This is a genomic window from Pectobacterium wasabiae CFBP 3304 (assembly GCF_001742185.1).
Taxonomy (GTDB): Bacteria; Pseudomonadota; Gammaproteobacteria; order Enterobacterales; family Enterobacteriaceae; genus Pectobacterium; species Pectobacterium wasabiae.
In genome coordinates this window covers 1701100-1716259 of the sequence record NZ_CP015750.1, presented here as the reverse complement: position 1 = coordinate 1716259, position 15160 = coordinate 1701100, and the positions used below count along the sequence as shown (strand labels likewise).

General features: G+C 53.1%; 17 protein-coding genes. All 17 read left to right on the top strand.

From position 1 onward, the window contains the following. Nucleotides 1-44 precede the first annotated feature (44 nt). From A7983_RS07685 to A7983_RS07605, 17 genes are read left to right on the top strand one after another with little or no spacing between them, the layout of a single operon-like run. Complete coding sequence (locus A7983_RS07685; RefSeq protein WP_005976569.1) at nucleotides 45-773, top strand: beta-ketoacyl synthase chain length factor; 729 nt, start codon at nucleotides 45-47, stop codon at nucleotides 771-773. After that, complete coding sequence (locus A7983_RS07680) at nucleotides 766-1554, top strand: lysophospholipid acyltransferase family protein (protein WP_005976571.1); 789 nt, start codon at nucleotides 766-768, stop codon at nucleotides 1552-1554. The genes A7983_RS07685 and A7983_RS07680 overlap by 8 nt, the downstream gene beginning before the upstream one ends. A gap of 13 nt (nucleotides 1555-1567) precedes the next feature. Continuing rightward, nucleotides 1568-1840 carry a phosphopantetheine-binding protein gene (locus tag A7983_RS07675; protein ID WP_081503830.1) on the top strand — a complete coding sequence of 91 codons (273 nt, stop codon included), beginning with the start codon at nucleotides 1568-1570 and terminating at the stop codon, nucleotides 1838-1840. 23 nt (nucleotides 1841-1863) lie between these two features. Next, a complete protein-coding gene (locus A7983_RS07670) occupies nucleotides 1864-2112 on the top strand; it encodes an acyl carrier protein (protein WP_005976575.1) in 249 nt (82 codons plus the stop codon). Nucleotides 2113-2124: 12 nt separating this feature from the next. Further along, the gene (locus tag A7983_RS07665; RefSeq protein WP_005976577.1) at nucleotides 2125-2688 is read left to right on the top strand and encodes a COG4648 family protein; all 564 of its coding nucleotides are present in this window, start codon (nucleotides 2125-2127) and stop codon (nucleotides 2686-2688) included. After that, nucleotides 2685-4040, top strand: a complete 1356-nt coding sequence (locus tag A7983_RS07660; protein WP_005976579.1) for an AMP-binding protein — start codon at nucleotides 2685-2687, stop codon at nucleotides 4038-4040. Before A7983_RS07665 ends, A7983_RS07660 begins: the two co-directional genes overlap by 4 nt. Continuing rightward, on the top strand, nucleotides 4027-4416 hold the full coding sequence (locus A7983_RS07655; RefSeq protein WP_005976581.1) for a 3-hydroxyacyl-ACP dehydratase FabZ family protein: 390 nt from the start codon (nucleotides 4027-4029) through the stop codon (nucleotides 4414-4416). Before A7983_RS07660 ends, A7983_RS07655 begins: the two co-directional genes overlap by 14 nt. Next, nucleotides 4407-6122, top strand: a complete 1716-nt coding sequence (locus A7983_RS07650; RefSeq protein ID WP_005976583.1) for a glycosyltransferase family 2 protein — start codon at nucleotides 4407-4409, stop codon at nucleotides 6120-6122. The genes A7983_RS07655 and A7983_RS07650 overlap by 10 nt, the downstream gene beginning before the upstream one ends. Then, entirely contained in the window at nucleotides 6122-6544 is a 423-nt protein-coding gene (locus A7983_RS07645; RefSeq protein ID WP_005976585.1) for an acyl-CoA thioesterase, read from the top strand. The genes A7983_RS07650 and A7983_RS07645 overlap by 1 nt, the downstream gene beginning before the upstream one ends. Then, the gene (locus tag A7983_RS07640; RefSeq protein WP_005976587.1) at nucleotides 6541-7146 is read left to right on the top strand and encodes a LolA family protein; all 606 of its coding nucleotides are present in this window, start codon (nucleotides 6541-6543) and stop codon (nucleotides 7144-7146) included. The genes A7983_RS07645 and A7983_RS07640 overlap by 4 nt, the downstream gene beginning before the upstream one ends. Beyond that, on the top strand, nucleotides 7118-9439 hold the full coding sequence (locus tag A7983_RS07635; protein ID WP_005976589.1) for an MMPL family transporter: 2322 nt from the start codon (nucleotides 7118-7120) through the stop codon (nucleotides 9437-9439). The genes A7983_RS07640 and A7983_RS07635 overlap by 29 nt, the downstream gene beginning before the upstream one ends. Continuing rightward, complete coding sequence (locus A7983_RS07630; RefSeq protein WP_005976591.1) at nucleotides 9436-10011, top strand: DUF3261 domain-containing protein; 576 nt, start codon at nucleotides 9436-9438, stop codon at nucleotides 10009-10011. Before A7983_RS07635 ends, A7983_RS07630 begins: the two co-directional genes overlap by 4 nt. A gap of 1 nt (nucleotide 10012) precedes the next feature. Further along, complete coding sequence (locus tag A7983_RS07625) at nucleotides 10013-11170, top strand: beta-ketoacyl-[acyl-carrier-protein] synthase family protein (RefSeq protein WP_005976593.1); 1158 nt, start codon at nucleotides 10013-10015, stop codon at nucleotides 11168-11170. Next, the gene (locus A7983_RS07620) at nucleotides 11163-11645 is read left to right on the top strand and encodes an ApeP family dehydratase (protein ID WP_005976595.1); all 483 of its coding nucleotides are present in this window, start codon (nucleotides 11163-11165) and stop codon (nucleotides 11643-11645) included. Before A7983_RS07625 ends, A7983_RS07620 begins: the two co-directional genes overlap by 8 nt. Nucleotides 11646-11683: 38 nt before the next feature. Further along, complete coding sequence (locus A7983_RS07615) at nucleotides 11684-12415, top strand: 3-ketoacyl-ACP reductase FabG2 (RefSeq protein WP_039479043.1); 732 nt, start codon at nucleotides 11684-11686, stop codon at nucleotides 12413-12415. Further along, entirely contained in the window at nucleotides 12415-13641 is a 1227-nt protein-coding gene (locus tag A7983_RS07610) for a beta-ketoacyl-ACP synthase (RefSeq protein WP_005976599.1), read from the top strand. Before A7983_RS07615 ends, A7983_RS07610 begins: the two co-directional genes overlap by 1 nt. A 26-nt stretch (nucleotides 13642-13667) precedes the next feature. Next, nucleotides 13668-15101 carry a DUF4026 domain-containing protein gene (locus tag A7983_RS07605; RefSeq protein WP_039479045.1) on the top strand — a complete coding sequence of 478 codons (1434 nt, stop codon included), beginning with the start codon at nucleotides 13668-13670 and terminating at the stop codon, nucleotides 15099-15101. The last annotated feature ends 59 nt before the right edge of the window (nucleotides 15102-15160 follow it).

Genomic DNA, 15160 nt, shown 5'->3' with positions numbered 1-15160 from the left:
AAACGGGAAATAGCAGCGAATAGGTCGGACTGGAAGAAGGCAGTATGAGATTAGCATTTTCAATTATTGATTGGCAGGCCAGCGCGCCGGGCCTCAGCAGCGTGGACGATTGGCTTAATTGGTCGCTGATGTCTGCGGCTATCGATGCTGAGCAACCTTTGGATAAATGTCGGCATTTACCCATGATGATGGCTCGTCGCCTTAATCAAGGGAGCCGTTTGGCGGTCGACAGTGGGTTAGCGTTGCTGCGTCGCCAGTCGGTTGATGCGATTGTTTTCACCTCGCGTCACGGCGAATTAGAACGTAACCTGAGTATCCTGAAGGCGCTTTCAGAAAATGAAAATATTTCGCCTACCGATTTTGCTATGTCAGTACATAATGCGGCAGTAGGGAGCCTGACGATTACGGCAAAAAAACCGCTGGTTTCTACGTCGATTGCAGCAGGAATAGACTCTTTTCAACAAGGCCTTGTTGAAGCGAAAGCATTACAGGCGGCGGGCTACCGCACTATTCTCCTGGTTGATTTTGATGGCGCGATCCCTGATTTTTACCACCCACATGTTCCAGCAGACATGCCTCGTTATCCTTATGCTGTCTCTCTCCTGTTAGGGGATGGCGATGAGGTGGTGTGTGAATCGCGACCTCAGGTAGAACGCCACGACGGTGGAGTACCGCAAAGCCTGTTGTTTTTACATGCTTTCCTTGCCAAAAAAACGCGTTTTTCCTTACCCGGTGAACGTGTTGACTGGACGTGGGATAGACATCATGTCTGAGTCATCGCTGGTTCTTTGCCCTGCTGCGCGTTTGAATCGTCTGTGGCGGCTAATGATGACCGGCATTTGTTTTGCCATGTTTGGCGTTGGCGGTTTGCTGCTTTCTCTGGTGTGGTTCAATGTGTTGCTGATTCAGCGGGATACCACTCGCCGCCGCCAGTTGGCACGCCGTAGCATTTCCGCCAGCTTCCGATTTTTTTTATGCAGCGCTCGCAGGTTAGGGGTGCTGGATTACCGTATCGACGGCATCGAAACTTTACAGCGCGATCGCGGTTGTTTGATTGTCGCTAATCATCCAACGTTAATCGACTATGTGTTACTGGCGTCCGTCATGCCAGATGCAGACTGTCTGGTTAAAGCCGACTTACAGAAAAACCTGTTTTTCCGTGGCGTTATTCGCTCAGCAGATTACCTGCTTAACAGCCAATCTGATGCGCTATTACCGGACTGCCAGCAGCGGCTTGATAACGGTGATGCGATCATTATTTTTCCTGAAGGCACGCGCACGCGTTATGGGGAACCTCTGGTTCTGCAACGCGGTGCCGCAAATATTGCGGTGCGCTGCGGCTGTGATTTGCGGGTCGTGCATATTTGTTGTAGTCAAGACACATTAGGAAAACAAAGTCGTTGGTATCATATTCCGCCTGAAAAGCCGTATTTCACGGTGAGCGTGCGCGAACGTATCAGCAGCGACATTTTTATGGCGCCTGAAGAGGCGCGATCCTTGGCGGCTCGCCGTTTGAATCGCCTTTTGCAGCAATCTTTAACACCAGAAAGCTGAACACCATTTGGAAATGCATATGGAAAGTCTATTTATTGAAATCAAAGAGATGATTATTGATTCTCTTAATCTTGAAGATATTAGCGTTGATGAAATAGAAACAGACGCCCCGCTTTTTGGCGAGGGTCTTGGTCTGGATTCTATCGATGCACTTGAACTGGGGTTGGCGGTTAAAAACCGTTATGGCGTCGTGCTTTCTGCTGAGAGTGAAGAAGTGCGCCAACACTTCTTTTCCGTTGCTACCCTTGCCGCTTTTATCAACACTCAGCGCGCTGTGAGTGCCTGATAGTAAAATAAAATGAGTTGATGATGGATAAAAACGAAATTTATCAGGAAATTACAGGCTTACTGGTCAAGCTGTTTGAACTGGATGCTGATGAGATAAAACCTGAATCTCGCCTCTATGAAGATCTTGAGTTAGATAGCATTGATGCGGTGGATATGGTGGTTCACCTGCAAAAACGCATCGGGCGCAAAATATCGCCGGAAATTTTTAAATCTGTGCGTACCGTACAAGATGTGGTTGATGCGGTAGAAAACCTGCTCCGTGAAGGTTGATGAGTTCGCCAAGTGATACGTGTGCTGATAAGTAGCCTGAACGTATTAATGACGATTGCCTGGCCTTTTCTGGCCTGGTTTAGCATCACGCATCCTGAACATCGCTGGCTACTCGTTGTATTAGCGCTGATGTTTGTTCTACGTTTCACCACGTTGCGTGATGATAAACATGCTTTCAAAGGGACGGCTCTGTGGCTGGCGGCGGCTGGCGTGGCGCTTTCCATTGCCAGTTTATTACTGCGTGATGGCGGTTGGTTGCTGTGGTATCCCGTTGCGGTAAACGGCGTCATGTTGTTGTTTTTTGGTGGCTCACTTTATAGCGGCATGCCGCTTGTCGAGCGCCTTGCTCGCCTTCGGGAACCGGAACTCCCGGTTCAGGCTATTGCCTATACGCGTCGCGTGACGAAGGTATGGTGTTGGTTTTTTATTTTTAACGGCAGTATTGCCGTGCTGACCTGTGTTGTCGGCGATCTTCATTGGTGGACGTTATGGAACGGCGTGATCAGCTATGTGCTTATGGGGTTGTTGATGGGGGGAGAGTGGTTGATACGCCAGCGTCTGAGGAAGTGCGTATGAACGGGCCGACTGTTCGAGCTGTCAATGACTGGCTCAGAGGAAATGATTCTCCTCAGCGCATTGTTGCCAATAATGGTGCCACCATGTTCACGCTGAGTATGCTGAAAGCGCAGGTTATTGCGCTTTGTCAGCAGTTAAGCCAGCGACAGGAGACGCGTTGGGCACTGTGTTTTGAAGACAGTTATCGCTTCACGATTGGGCTTCTGGCTGCTTTGCATGCGGGGAAAACGCCCGTCATTCCTGGTCATTGTCGCCAATCAGTACTAGAAGAACAAGCGGATGAGTTTGACGGTTTATTGACGGATGTGTCGCTGCATCTGGATTGCCCCGTATTTACCCTAACGGTCGATACGGTGAACGTCGCTGAGTCTGTGTTACCTCCCATACCGGATGATGCCTGCGTTGTGTTGTTTACGTCGGGCTCCACCGGGAAGCCTCGCCAGATTGTGAAACCGGTGCGCTGTCTGGATGAAGAGTCTCGTTGGTTGTCGGATCGCTGGGGCGTGCATTTGCAAGGCTGTGACGTGATTGCTTCCGTCACCCACCAGCATTTATACGGACTGACGTTTCGCATTTGGCTACCGATGGCGCTGGGGCTGCGTTTTGATAGCCGCCAACTGCTTTATACCGAACAGCTTACTTCGCAGGATCGTCAGCAGCGCTACGTGTTTATCAGTAGCCCGGCATTTTTACGCCGTATCGATCGTGCGCTTTCTGCCCCGTTGTGTTCGTTGATTGTCTCTGCGGGGGGAACATTACCCTGGCAGCATGCCGAGGCGGCAGCGGCGTGGTTTACGCGCCCCATCAATGAAATATACGGCAGTACAGAAACGGGGGTTTTAGCATGGCGATCGCGCGAGGTTGATACCGCGCCGTGGCAACTGTTTCCCGGCGTGTCACTACGACGTGACGAACACGATGATTGGTGGGCACAGTCGGTACTGATCCCTGATGCTCAAGGCCACAAGTTGGATGACCGATTGGCGTTTGACGACGACGGCCATTTTCAACTGTGCGGTCGACATGACCGCGTCGTGAAGATCGAAGACAAGCGCATCTCGCTAAGCGAGATAGAACGGCGCTTACTCGATCTGCCCGATATTGCGGATGCGGTTGCGCTTCAGGTGACGCGCCCAGAGCGTAGCGGGATTGGTGTGGTGCTGGTGTTGAATTCCCCAGACAAGGCTGCTGACTTACCGAATTTGAAACGCCAATGGCGACATGAATTGCAAAAATGGCTGGAGCCGTTAGCGATGCCGCGTTTTTGGCGCGTCGTCGATGTCATTCCCCACAATAGCCAGAGTAAACGTGCCTGGCCGCAGATACAGGAATTGTTTCATGTTGCCCGTTGAGCTTGCCCGGCACGATGTAAAAAAGACGGATGAAACGTCTCAGGTTGAGTTGATGCTACGGGTTGATCCCGATTTGTTCTGGTTCAACGGCCACTTTACGGGTCAGCCGCTGCTGCCTGGTGTAGCACAGTTGGATTGGGTCATGCATTACGCGACGACGGTGCTAGCGCAAGGGTGGACGTTCTTATCCATTGAAAACATTAAATTCCAGCAGCCGATTTTGCCCGGAAAAACGCTGCGTTTAGTACTGACATGGCATGCCGGAAAGCAATCGCTGACGTTTAACTACACCATTCTGGAAGGCGATACCGAGCGCACGGCTAGCAGCGGAAAAATCAAGCTTACGCCGATTGTGGAAGATCGCCTATGTCAGTGAATGGTGCATTCTCGCCCTGCGTGGTGATCCCCTGTTATAACCACGGTGCCATGATGGCGTCGGTGCTGGTGCGTTTGGCACCGTTAGCGCTACCGGTTTTTATTGTCGATGATGGCAGTGATGCGGCAACGCAGCAGGTTCTCAGTCAGTTGGCTGCGGAAAATGATGGTGTGACGTTGATTCGGTTGGCGCACAACAGTGGGAAAGGCGCGGCGGTGATCCGTGGCATCGACGCGGCGGCGCAGGCCGGGTTTACCCATGCTTTACAGGTTGATGCCGACGGACAGCATCAGATTGAAGATGCGCCGCTTTTGCTGGATGAGGCGGAAACGCACCCGGATTGCCTGATTTCCGGTCGGCCGCGTTACGATGCCTCGGTGCCGAAATCACGTCTTTACGGGCGCTATGTCACCCACGTCTGGGTCTGGATTGAAACGTTATCCCTCTCCCTCAAGGACAGCATGTGCGGATTCCGTGTTTATCCGGTTGCGGCGACGTTATCCCTTCTCTCTCGGACGTCTCTCGGTCACCGTATGGATTTCGATACGGAAATTATGGTGCGTCTGTATTGGGCGGGAACGCCTAGCCGCTTTATTGAGACGGCGGTGACGTATCCAGAAAACGGTCTATCTCATTTTGATGCGTTACACGATAACCTGCGGATTTCGTGGATGCATACCCGTCTGTTTTTCGGCATGCTTCCACGCATTCCCGTGCTGCTAATGCGGCAGCGTCAGCAACACTGGGCTGGCGTGTCGGAGCGCAAAGGCTTGCTCGGTATGCGGTTCATGCTGGCGGTCTATCAACGGTTAGGTCGCGGAGTGTTTACGTTGTTTCTCTGGCCGGTTATTGCTTTTTACTGGCTGACTGGACGCGCAGCGCGTAAGGCATCTCAGTTATGGCTGCGGCAAATCGGAGATTATGCGCGTCAGCAGGCTATCCCGCTGCCTAAACCGCTCAGCAGCTATCACCACTTCCTGCGTTTTGGTCAGGCGATGTTGGACAAAATCGCCAGTTGGCGTGGCGATCTACACTGGGGACGTGATATCGATTTTGCCCCCGGTGCGCTACAAACCATTGAACACAGCAGGCAAAAAGGGCAACTGATACTGGCTTCACACCTCGGTGATATCGAAGTGTGTCGGGCGCTGGCGCAGCAGGTGAGCGGGCTGGTGATTAACGCGCTGGTGTTTACTGAAAACTCTCAACGCTTTAAACAAGTGCTGGAAGAGATCGCTCCGCAGGCAGGCGTTAACCTTATTCCTGTCAGCGACATCGGGCCGGATACCGCAATTATGCTGCAAGAAAAGCTGGAGGCGGGGGAATGGGTGGCGATTGTCGGCGATCGCACGGCGGTACATCGTCAGCGTGGTGGTGTGCGGCGCGTGGTGTGGAGCCCATTTTTGGGAAAAGAAGCTCCCTTTCCTCAAGGGCCTTTTGTACTGGCGGCGGCGCTGCGTTGTCCTGTATTGCTGATGTTTGTCATTCGCGAGCAGAAAAAGCTACGTGTCTACTGTGAGCCCTTTGCTGAGAGCATTGCGTTACCTCGCCCAACCCGACAGCAGGCTTTGCAGCAGGTTGTCGATCGCTATGCCGAACGGCTGGCGCACTACGCGCTGAAATCCCCGCTCGACTGGTTTAATTTTTTTGATTTCTGGAGCCTGCCTGATGATGACGGCCGAGCTGCTGGGAAAAAGGAGTCATAGTGCTAAACGATCCTCGCTTAAGCCATGAGGTTGAACTGACGGTATCTTTCCATGACTGCGATCCGATGGGCGTGGTGTGGCACGGTAACTATTTTCGTTTTTTTGAAGTTGCGCGCGAGGCGCTGCTCAGCAAATTTAACTATGGCTATCGTGAGATGCAGGCATCGGGCTATGTGTGGCCCGTGGTGGATACGCGTGTGAAATACCGAGCCGCGTTGACTTACGAACAGCGTATACGTATTCGCGCCACTATCGAGGAGGTCGAGAATCGTTTGCGTATTGCCTACCAGATTTTTGATGCCGAGAGCGGTCAACGCGCTACGACTGGCTATACGATCCAGGTCGCGGTACAGGAAGGATGCCGTGAACTGAGTTTTGTTTCCCCCCCTATTTTGTTTGAGCGCCTTGGAGTCACGCCATGATACGACTGATTGTCGCAGTTTTTGTGCTGTTAAGCGGTGTGGCGCAGGCCGTTACGCTGGATGATTTACAACAGCGATTCAGTAGTCAGCCGGTTGTACGCGCCGATTTCACCCAACTGCGTGAAATAAAAGGCATGGCAAAACCGCTTAAATCCGGCGGACAACTGCTGATCGCGCAGGAAAAAGGGCTGTGGTGGCATCAGGCTGCGCCGTTTCCGCTGACGATGGTGTTGGACGAAGCGCGTATGGTTCAGGTGATGAACGGGCAAGCTCCGCAGATTGTCACAGCGGAAAGCAACCCGCAGATGTTTCAGTTTAACCACCTGTTACGTGCCTTGTTTCAGGCCGATCGCCACGTATTGGAGCAGAATTTCTCCATCGATTTTACCGATCTGGGTAAGCAGCAGTGGAAATTGGTGCTGACACCAAAAACGTCGCCGTTAGATAAATTATTCAACACCATTACGCTGAACGGCGGTGAGTTTCTCGACGGCATTGAACTGGATGACCGCCAAGGCGACATGACCAGAATTATTCTGAGTAACCAGCGTATCACTCCCCGGACGTTAAGCGATGATGAACTACAGCGTTTCGTTTTCTGACGGTATCCGTCGCGCGGCGCTGGTTTGGATTGGCTGCTGTGTGGTGCTGATCGCTACGCTGGTTCTGCTGCTGCCGAAGGCGCAGATAAACAGTAGCGTATTGGCGTTGTTACCCAAGCAGGCGATGGGGGGACTTCCTCCAGAGCTACAGCAAGGCTTTATGCAACGCCTCGATCGGCAGATGGTGTGGCTAGTCACACCCGGTAAGCAGGCAGAACCTGCTGTGGCCGACTGGTGGCTGAAACACCTGCGCGCGCTTCCCGATCTACAGCAGGTCAATGGCCCGATTGATGCCGAACAGCAGCAGCGGTGGGGAAAGTTCGTTTTTGAACACCGCAATGGTCTGGTCGATCCCGCCACGCGCGCGCGGCTGGAGAATGGCGGCGCGGCACAGGCCGATTGGGTGCTGGCACAGCTTTATTCTGCATTTGCGGGCGTGAGCGGCAAGGAGCTGAATCACGATCCTTTGATGTTGGTGCGTGGATCTCAACTGGCGTTGCAGCAAAATGCCAGCCAGTTAGGATTGTCGCAAGGCTGGTTAACAGCAAAAGACGCACAAGGCCGCACCTGGTATTTTCTGCACGGAGAGCTCAGTGGAGGCTCCTTCGACATGGCGCGTAACCAGCAACTGGTTGATAAGCTGGCTGTTGTTGAGCGCGATCTGAAGGCTGCATTCCCTGATGCCGAGGTATTAACTCGCGGGACGGTATTGTTCAGCAACTATGCCAGCCAACAGGCCAAAAAGGATGTCTCTACCCTTGGCGTTGCCACCGTAGCTGGCGTGCTGCTGCTGATCTTCTTTGTGTTTCGTTCACCGCGCCCGCTGCTGTTATGTGGATTATCGGTGGGCATCGGTGCACTGGCTGGCACGGTCTTTACCCTGCTGCTGTTCGGTGAACTGCATTTGATGACGCTGGTGATGAGCATCAGCATCGTCGGTATTTCAGCGGATTATACGCTTTATTATCTGACCGAACGGATGGTTCACGGCGGCCACGTCTCCGCACTGGAAAGCCTGAAAAAGGTGCTGCCGGCCCTTTTACTCGCGCTAGGTACGGCGGTGGTGGCTTACTTGATGATGGCGCTGGCTCCGTTCCCCGGTTTACAGCAGTTGGCGGTGTTCGCTGCCACCGGGCTGACGGCCTCCTGCCTGACCGTGGTGTGCTGGTATCCTTTTCTGGTTAAGGGACTGCCAGTGAGACCGATCCCCGCTATGGTGCTGATGGGGCGCTGGCTAGCCGCATGGCGGCGTCAGCGTGCCGTGCGTTTTGGGGTCCCACTGGCGCTGCTGCTACTTTCTGTCGTGGGATTGCTGCGGTTGGAGGTCAATGACGATATCTCCCAGCTACAGGCGCTGCCGCAGGATCTGATGCAACAAGAGCGACAGTTGACGGCGCTGACGGGACAGAGCGCCGATCAAACCTGGTTCGTCGTCTATGGCGACAGCGCGGAGGAGACATTACAGCGTCTGGAACAGCTCGCGCCTAAACTGCGTAACGCGCAGCAACAGGCATGGCTAAAGCAGTATCGGTTACTGCCGCTTTCTTCTCTGGTTCAGCAACAGCGTGATAGTCAGCTTATTGCTTCGGCAGCAGCAACGGTGATCGGGCGTCTTAATGATACGGGGGTTGATGTTGCTATGCCGGATAGTCGGCCCATGCCGGTAACGCCAGAGCGCTGGCTGGATAGTCCGATAAGTGAAGGATGGCGGTTGCTGTGGCTGACGTTACCTAATGGGAAAAGTGGCGTTCTGGTTCCCGTCAGCGGAGTACGCGATAGCGCCGCGCTGGGACAGATGGCTAAAACCTTGCCGGGCGTAGAGTGGATCGACAGAAAAGGCACCTTCGACGCGTTATTCGGTTTCTATCGCGCCATGCTGGGATGGTTGCTGACGGCAGCGCTGGCCGTGATTGCGCTGAGCTACGTTATCCGTCTTGGGCTGCGCCGTGGATTGTTAAATGTGGTGCCATCGGTGCTGTCGCTAGGCGGTGGGCTGGCGGTGCTGGCGCTAAGTGGCCATTCGTTGAACCTGTTTTCATTGTTGGCGCTGGTTCTGGTTCTCGGGATTGGCATCAATTACACGCTGTTTTTCAGCAACCCGCGCGGTACGCCGATGACCTCGTTGCTGGCGGTGACGCTGGCGATGTGTGTCGCGCTGTTGACGCTGGGTATGCTGGTTTTCAGCAGCACTCAGGCCATCAGCAGCTTCGGGATTGTGCTTTGTAGCGGTATTTTTACCGCCTTTTTGCTGGCGCCTCTGGCGTTGCCTGATTCAAAAGGGAAACGAAAATGACATTGTTGCGACGTGGGCTTCTGCTCATTGGTGTGCTGGTACTGATCGGCTGCGCCAGCAAACAGCATGATAATAGCCGGCCGCAGGCGTGGCTCAAACCGGGGGTGAAAGTTACGCTCCCCTCACCGGCCATTACCCCATCGGTTAACGAACAGCAGTTGTTAACGGGAACCTTTGACGGTAAGCAGCAATCGCTGCTGGTGATGTTGAGTGCTGATGATAAGCAGCTTTCGCTGGTTGGGCTTTCCTCTATCGGTATTCGTCTGTTCAAAGTCACCTATGATGAACAGGGTGTTCATACTGAACAGTCCATCGTCCTGCCGCAGTTGCCGCCAGCCAGTCAGGTGCTGGCGGATATCATGCTGAGCCACTGGCCGATTGCCGTGTGGCAGACACAACTGCCAGCCGGTTGGACGTTAAAAGATAGCGATGACAAGAGACAACTGCGAGACGATCGTGGCACGCTGATTACCGAAATTCGCTATATGACGCGGAATAACCAGCGCGTGCCGATGAGCGTTCAGCAATTCGTCTTTGGTTATCACATCGTGATTCAACATCTGGATAGCTAGCATGATTTACATTAACGCCGTTGGTGCGCTGAATGCGTTGGGCAATAATCTGGATGAGATCGCCGATAACCTTGCCTGCGGCCATGCGCCGGGCATGCGTCCTGATACCGGGTGGCTGCTGCATGATAAACCCTGTTGGACAGGGAAGGTGGATGCAGAATTACCGACTATCCCGCTGGAATTAGCGGCGCATAACAGCCGTAATAACCAGCTATTGCTGGCGGCACTGGAACAAATTCAACCTCAGGTGGACGCGGCTATCGCGCAGTTTGGCTCTGACCGGGTGGCGGTGGTGTTGGGCACCAGTACCTCCGGGTTGGATGAAGCCGATCGGTATGTCAGTGAAAATCTTGCCACTTATCACTATGCGCAGCAGGAACTTGGCGATCCTTCTCGGTTTTTGGCCGCCTATCTGGCGTTAAATGGACCTGCTTACACCATATCAACCGCCTGCTCTTCCAGTGCCAGAGCGCTGATCAGCGGTAAACGGCTAATTGATGCCGGGCTCGCGGATGTGGCTATCGTTGGCGGCGCGGATACGCTGAGCCGCATGCCGCTGAATGGCTTCGATAGCCTTGAATCACTCTCTTCAACGCGCTGCCAACCGTTTAGTGAAGAACGTAATGGCATCACGATCGGTGAAGGCGTTGCGCTGATGCTGATCGGCAAGCAGCCCGATCGAGTGGCGATTTTGGGCTTTGGTGAGTCGTCCGATGCTCACCATATGTCTGCGCCGCACCCGGAAGGCGAAGGGGCGATTCGCGCAATGACGATGGCGCTGTCGCAAGCCGGATTGCAGCCAGAGGATGTGGGTTATATCAATTTACACGGTACGGCCACGCGTCTGAACGATCAGATTGAGGCTAATGTGGTTCACGCCGTTTTTGGCAATCGCGTACCCTGTAGCTCAACTAAGCACCTCACCGGCCATACGCTGGGTGCCGCCGGTATTAGTGAAGCTGTCCTCTGCTGGCTGCTTCTGACTCGGGATCTTCCGTTGCCTGCGCAGGATTTCTCACGTAGCTGCCCCGATGCATCACTGCCATCGTGTGGCCTGCTCCATGAACCCGCGCCGCTTGCCCGCCCGGTGATTCTGTCCAATTCTTTTGCGTTTGGCGGCAATAATACGTGTCTGATTTTGGGGAAGAATGATGAGTGAGTATCTGGCTGCGGCAGATTATCTGCCCCATTCCGACCCGATGGTGCTGGTGGCTGAAGTGCTCCATGTTGATGATGAACACGCGCACTGCCGTGTGGCGGTCAGCCGCGAGGGTATTTTGGCTCCGTTTCTGAATGCACAGGGACATTTGCCAGCCTGGTTTGGTATCGAAATTATTGCTCAAACGATCGGGGTTTGGTCTGGTTGGCACGGGCGTCAGAGCCGCGAGCTACATGAGAAGCCGCGTCCCGGCATGTTGCTCGGCGGGCGGGGTTATCACTGTAAGCAGGATGTGTTCCCTGCTGGAACCTTGCTTGATGTGACCGTCACGCTACTGATGCGTGATGATAAAGTGGGTAGCTTTGAGGGTGAGATAGCGATCAATGGCGAGAAGTATGCCTCTGGTCGGCTGAATACCTATCAACCCGACGAACATGAGTTAAAAGCACTTTTAGAACAGGGAAAGCTATTATGACAGCCGGAAAAACTATTATGAAAACCGGAAAAACAAGCATGCCGCGTTCTGTGTTAGTGACCGGTGCCAGCAAAGGGATCGGTCAAGCCATCGCGCTGCGTCTGGCGGCGGATGGTTTTACCGTGGTGGTGCATTATCACCGTGATGAAAACGGGGCGCAGGAAACCTTACGCCAGATTACGGAGCAAAACGGTTCTGGTCGTATTGTCAGCTTTGATATTGCCGATCGGGAAGCGTGTCGTACCGTGATCGAACAGGATATTGAGGCACACGGTGCCTATTATGGTGTGGTCAGCAATGCCGGTATCACCTGTGACGGTGCTTTTCCCGCCCTCGACGAGCAGGCTTGGAACAGCGTGATCCACACCAATCTCGATAGCTTCTATAACGTGATCCATCCCTGTGTAATGCCGATGATTGGTCTGCGTAACGGCGGACGAATTATCACGCTGTCTTCGGTTTCCGGGATTATGGGGAATCGGGGGCAGGTTAACTACAGCGCCGCGAAAGCGGGCATCATTGGTGCAACGAAAGCACTGGCTATCGAACTGGCGAAACGAAAAATAACCGTTAACTGTATCGCACCCGGCTTGATCGATACCGGTATGATTCAAATGGAACCGGTCGCCGTTGAAGAAGCAATGAAAATGATCCCAATGAAACGTATGGGGCAGGCGGAAGAAGTCGCCGGGCTGGCGAGCTATCTGATGTCTGATATCGCGAGTTATGTGACGCGTCAGGTAATTTCTATTAATGGAGGGATGCTGTGATGCGTCGTGTTGTGGTTACGGGAATGGGCGGAGTTACCGCATTCGGTGAGTCCTGGGAAAGCGTCTCTGAAGGTTTGCGCTCAGGACATAATGCTATACGCAAGATGCCCGAATGGCAGGTGTATGATGGCCTGAATACGCAGTTGGGTTCACCGATTGATAACTTCAGCTTGCCAGAACACTACACGCGTAAACGCATCCGTTCGATGGGACGTGTGTCTCTGATGGCAACTCGTGCCACCGAACTGGCGCTGGAGCAGGCGGGGTTGATTGGTCATCCGGTGCTGACGAATGGCGAAACCGGTATAGCTTACGGCTCTTCAACGGGGAGCACGGGGCCGGTGAGCGAATTTGCCACCATGCTGACAGAAAAGCACACCAATAATATTACCGGTACGACCTATGTACAGATGATGCCGCATACCACGGCGGTGAATGCCGGTCTGTTTTTTGGGCTGCGCGGTCGTGTTATTCCGACATCCAGCGCCTGTACATCGGGGAGTCAGGCGATTGGCTATGCCTGGGAAGCGATCCGTCATGGCTATCAGACGGTGATGGTTGCCGGCGGTGCGGAAGAGCTGTGCCCATCGGAAGCCGCCGTATTTGATACGCTGTTTGCCACCAGCCAACGCAACGACGCGCCAGAGACTACGCCGTCTCCTTTTGACGCCAGTCGCGACGGTTTGGTTATCGGCGAAGGGGCGGGGACGTTAGTGCTGGAAGAGCTTGAGCATGCAGTGGCGCGTGGCGCGACGATCTATGCTGAACTGGTTGGGTTTTACACCAACTGTGATGCGGCACATATTACGCAGCCTCAGCGCGAAACTATGCAGATTTGTATTGAAGGATCGCTGCGCTGCGCGGGTTTGCAATCCAGCGATGTGGGTTATATCAGCGCTCACGGTACAGCAACCGATCGGGGTGACGTAGCGGAAAGCCAGGCTACCGCGGCCGTGTTCGGTAAATCCACGCCGATTTCGTCGCTAAAAAGCTATTTCGGCCATACGCTGGGTGCCTGTGGCGCGCTTGAAGCATGGATGAGTATTGAGATGATGCGTGAAGGCTGGTTTGCACCGACGCTCAATTTACGGCAACCAGCGGAAGACTGTGGTGAATTGGATTACATCATGGGTGAGCCACGCCATATTGAGACGGATTACATTCAGTCTAATAATTTCGCCTTTGGCGGCATTAATACATCGCTGATCTTCCGTCGTTGGCAATAATGGATTAAGACGTTAACGGGTTCATGATGAATAACAAACAACAATACCTGGATATCGCTGAGGGAAAGGGCGAAAAAGCACCTTCAACGATGGTGGCCTTTTCCTTACGAGAGATGAGTTATCCGCTGCTGGAAAGCCTGTTAGAGGCGCAGTCATCCTTTACTGATGGTGATGTCAGTTATACCGAGCAGGGACAGGGCGGATTCTTTTATACCTGTCGCCATCATGATAGAGAGTTGACCTTCTATCTTGAGATATCGGAGCGCGATCCTGAGAATAGCATCACGCCGATGCATTCAACCGACCCGATTTCACCTGAGTTGCTGGCGCAGGCTAATGCGGCAACGCAGGAAGTGATGGTGGAGTGTCTTTTTGGGCAAAATCCGCTGGAAGATTACGTTCATCAGCTTCGCTTATTAAGCGCCGTGGTGCCGGATTTTCTCCTGGGGATTGATATGTCTGCTGCCGGTAACGTGTTTACCCGCGAATGGCTGAGTTTTCAGCTAGAGGATGATGTCCTGCCGGAAATTGAATCGTTGTATACCATTCATGCCGTATACGACACCGAAAATAATCCGCCAACGACATTCTGGTTTCATTCACATGGTCTGGCGCGATGCGGTCTGACGGAAGCTGAGCTCGTCATTCCAGAGACGCTGAATTCGTATTACGGTATTCCGGATTTATTCAGAAGCTTTGTCAATAATGCCATTCAAAATCAGCAGATTACTTTTAATGAGCCGATTTTGTGCGGGCAGACAAACAGCGGCTATGAATATCTGGTGGCGTTGCCGTTTGAAGAAGGACTGCGGCATGTGAATCAATCCACGCCGATTGACCAACTGCGTCCTCTGGAAGAGATGCGCTACGATCTGGAAGGGACGCCGGAGGGCGCGTTTCTGGGCGATCGCGCCGATCGGGATGATGTGCATCAGGAACCTTCTTGCATGCTGTTTCGTACCAACGAAGAAAATCCGGTACTGCAAACGTTCTTTAAAGGGTTCGATGAGCAGAATGCCATCATGTTCTGGCGCACCAATGCGGAAACGGCAGAAATGTCGCGTAAAGCGCAGTTGCGCTGGCGCTATTTCGTCAATATGTTTAAAAATTACCATGTGAGTGACGAACCGGCTAAGCCGGGTTTTTTAGCTAAGCTGCTAAAAAAATCACCTAAGCCTGTCGAAAGTGAATGGCGCTTTATGGTGAAGTTTGGCATTCCTCATGGTGAAGAGGGCGAAGAACGTGAACATATGTGGTTTATACCCGAAAAAATCCACGACACTGTAGTGACGGGAAAATTAATTAATCATCCGTTTTACGTTGAGGATATGCAGGAAGGCGGAGTGTATTCTGTTGATATATCACGGGTAACCGACTGGGCGATTTATTATCAAGGCGATAGCTATAAGCCGGATACGATTTACAAACTGCTTAGTCACAGTCAGCCGTATTTTCACTAGTGCGGTAAAGGGCGATGTGATTTTCATCGCCCCTCTCTTTTTTAGCTACAGTACAACAC

Excerpts from the sequence above, each read along its gene's own strand:
- A7983_RS07625 (WP_005976593.1), top strand. The coding sequence starts at position 10,013 with ATGATTTACATTAACGCCGTTGGTGCGCTGAATGCGTTGGGCAATAAT.
- A7983_RS07610 (WP_005976599.1), top strand. The coding sequence starts at position 12,415 with ATGCGTCGTGTTGTGGTTACGGGAATGGGCGGAGTTACCGCATTCGGT.
- A7983_RS07670 (WP_005976575.1), top strand. The coding sequence starts at position 1,864 with ATGGATAAAAACGAAATTTATCAGGAAATTACAGGCTTACTGGTCAAG.
- A7983_RS07620 (WP_005976595.1), top strand. The coding sequence starts at position 11,163 with ATGAGTGAGTATCTGGCTGCGGCAGATTATCTGCCCCATTCCGACCCG.
- A7983_RS07630 (WP_005976591.1), top strand. The coding sequence starts at position 9,436 with ATGACATTGTTGCGACGTGGGCTTCTGCTCATTGGTGTGCTGGTACTG.
- A7983_RS07635 (WP_005976589.1), top strand. The coding sequence starts at position 7,118 with ATGATGAACTACAGCGTTTCGTTTTCTGACGGTATCCGTCGCGCGGCG.
- A7983_RS07655 (WP_005976581.1), top strand. The coding sequence starts at position 4,027 with ATGTTGCCCGTTGAGCTTGCCCGGCACGATGTAAAAAAGACGGATGAA.
- A7983_RS07675 (WP_081503830.1), top strand. The coding sequence starts at position 1,568 with ATGCATATGGAAAGTCTATTTATTGAAATCAAAGAGATGATTATTGAT.
- A7983_RS07685 (WP_005976569.1), top strand. The coding sequence starts at position 45 with ATGAGATTAGCATTTTCAATTATTGATTGGCAGGCCAGCGCGCCGGGC.
- A7983_RS07640 (WP_005976587.1), top strand. The coding sequence starts at position 6,541 with ATGATACGACTGATTGTCGCAGTTTTTGTGCTGTTAAGCGGTGTGGCG.
- A7983_RS07650 (WP_005976583.1), top strand. The coding sequence starts at position 4,407 with ATGTCAGTGAATGGTGCATTCTCGCCCTGCGTGGTGATCCCCTGTTAT.
- A7983_RS07615 (WP_039479043.1), top strand. The coding sequence starts at position 11,684 with ATGCCGCGTTCTGTGTTAGTGACCGGTGCCAGCAAAGGGATCGGTCAA.
- A7983_RS07605 (WP_039479045.1), top strand. The coding sequence starts at position 13,668 with ATGAATAACAAACAACAATACCTGGATATCGCTGAGGGAAAGGGCGAA.
- A7983_RS07660 (WP_005976579.1), top strand. The coding sequence starts at position 2,685 with ATGAACGGGCCGACTGTTCGAGCTGTCAATGACTGGCTCAGAGGAAAT.
- A7983_RS07680 (WP_005976571.1), top strand. The coding sequence starts at position 766 with ATGTCTGAGTCATCGCTGGTTCTTTGCCCTGCTGCGCGTTTGAATCGT.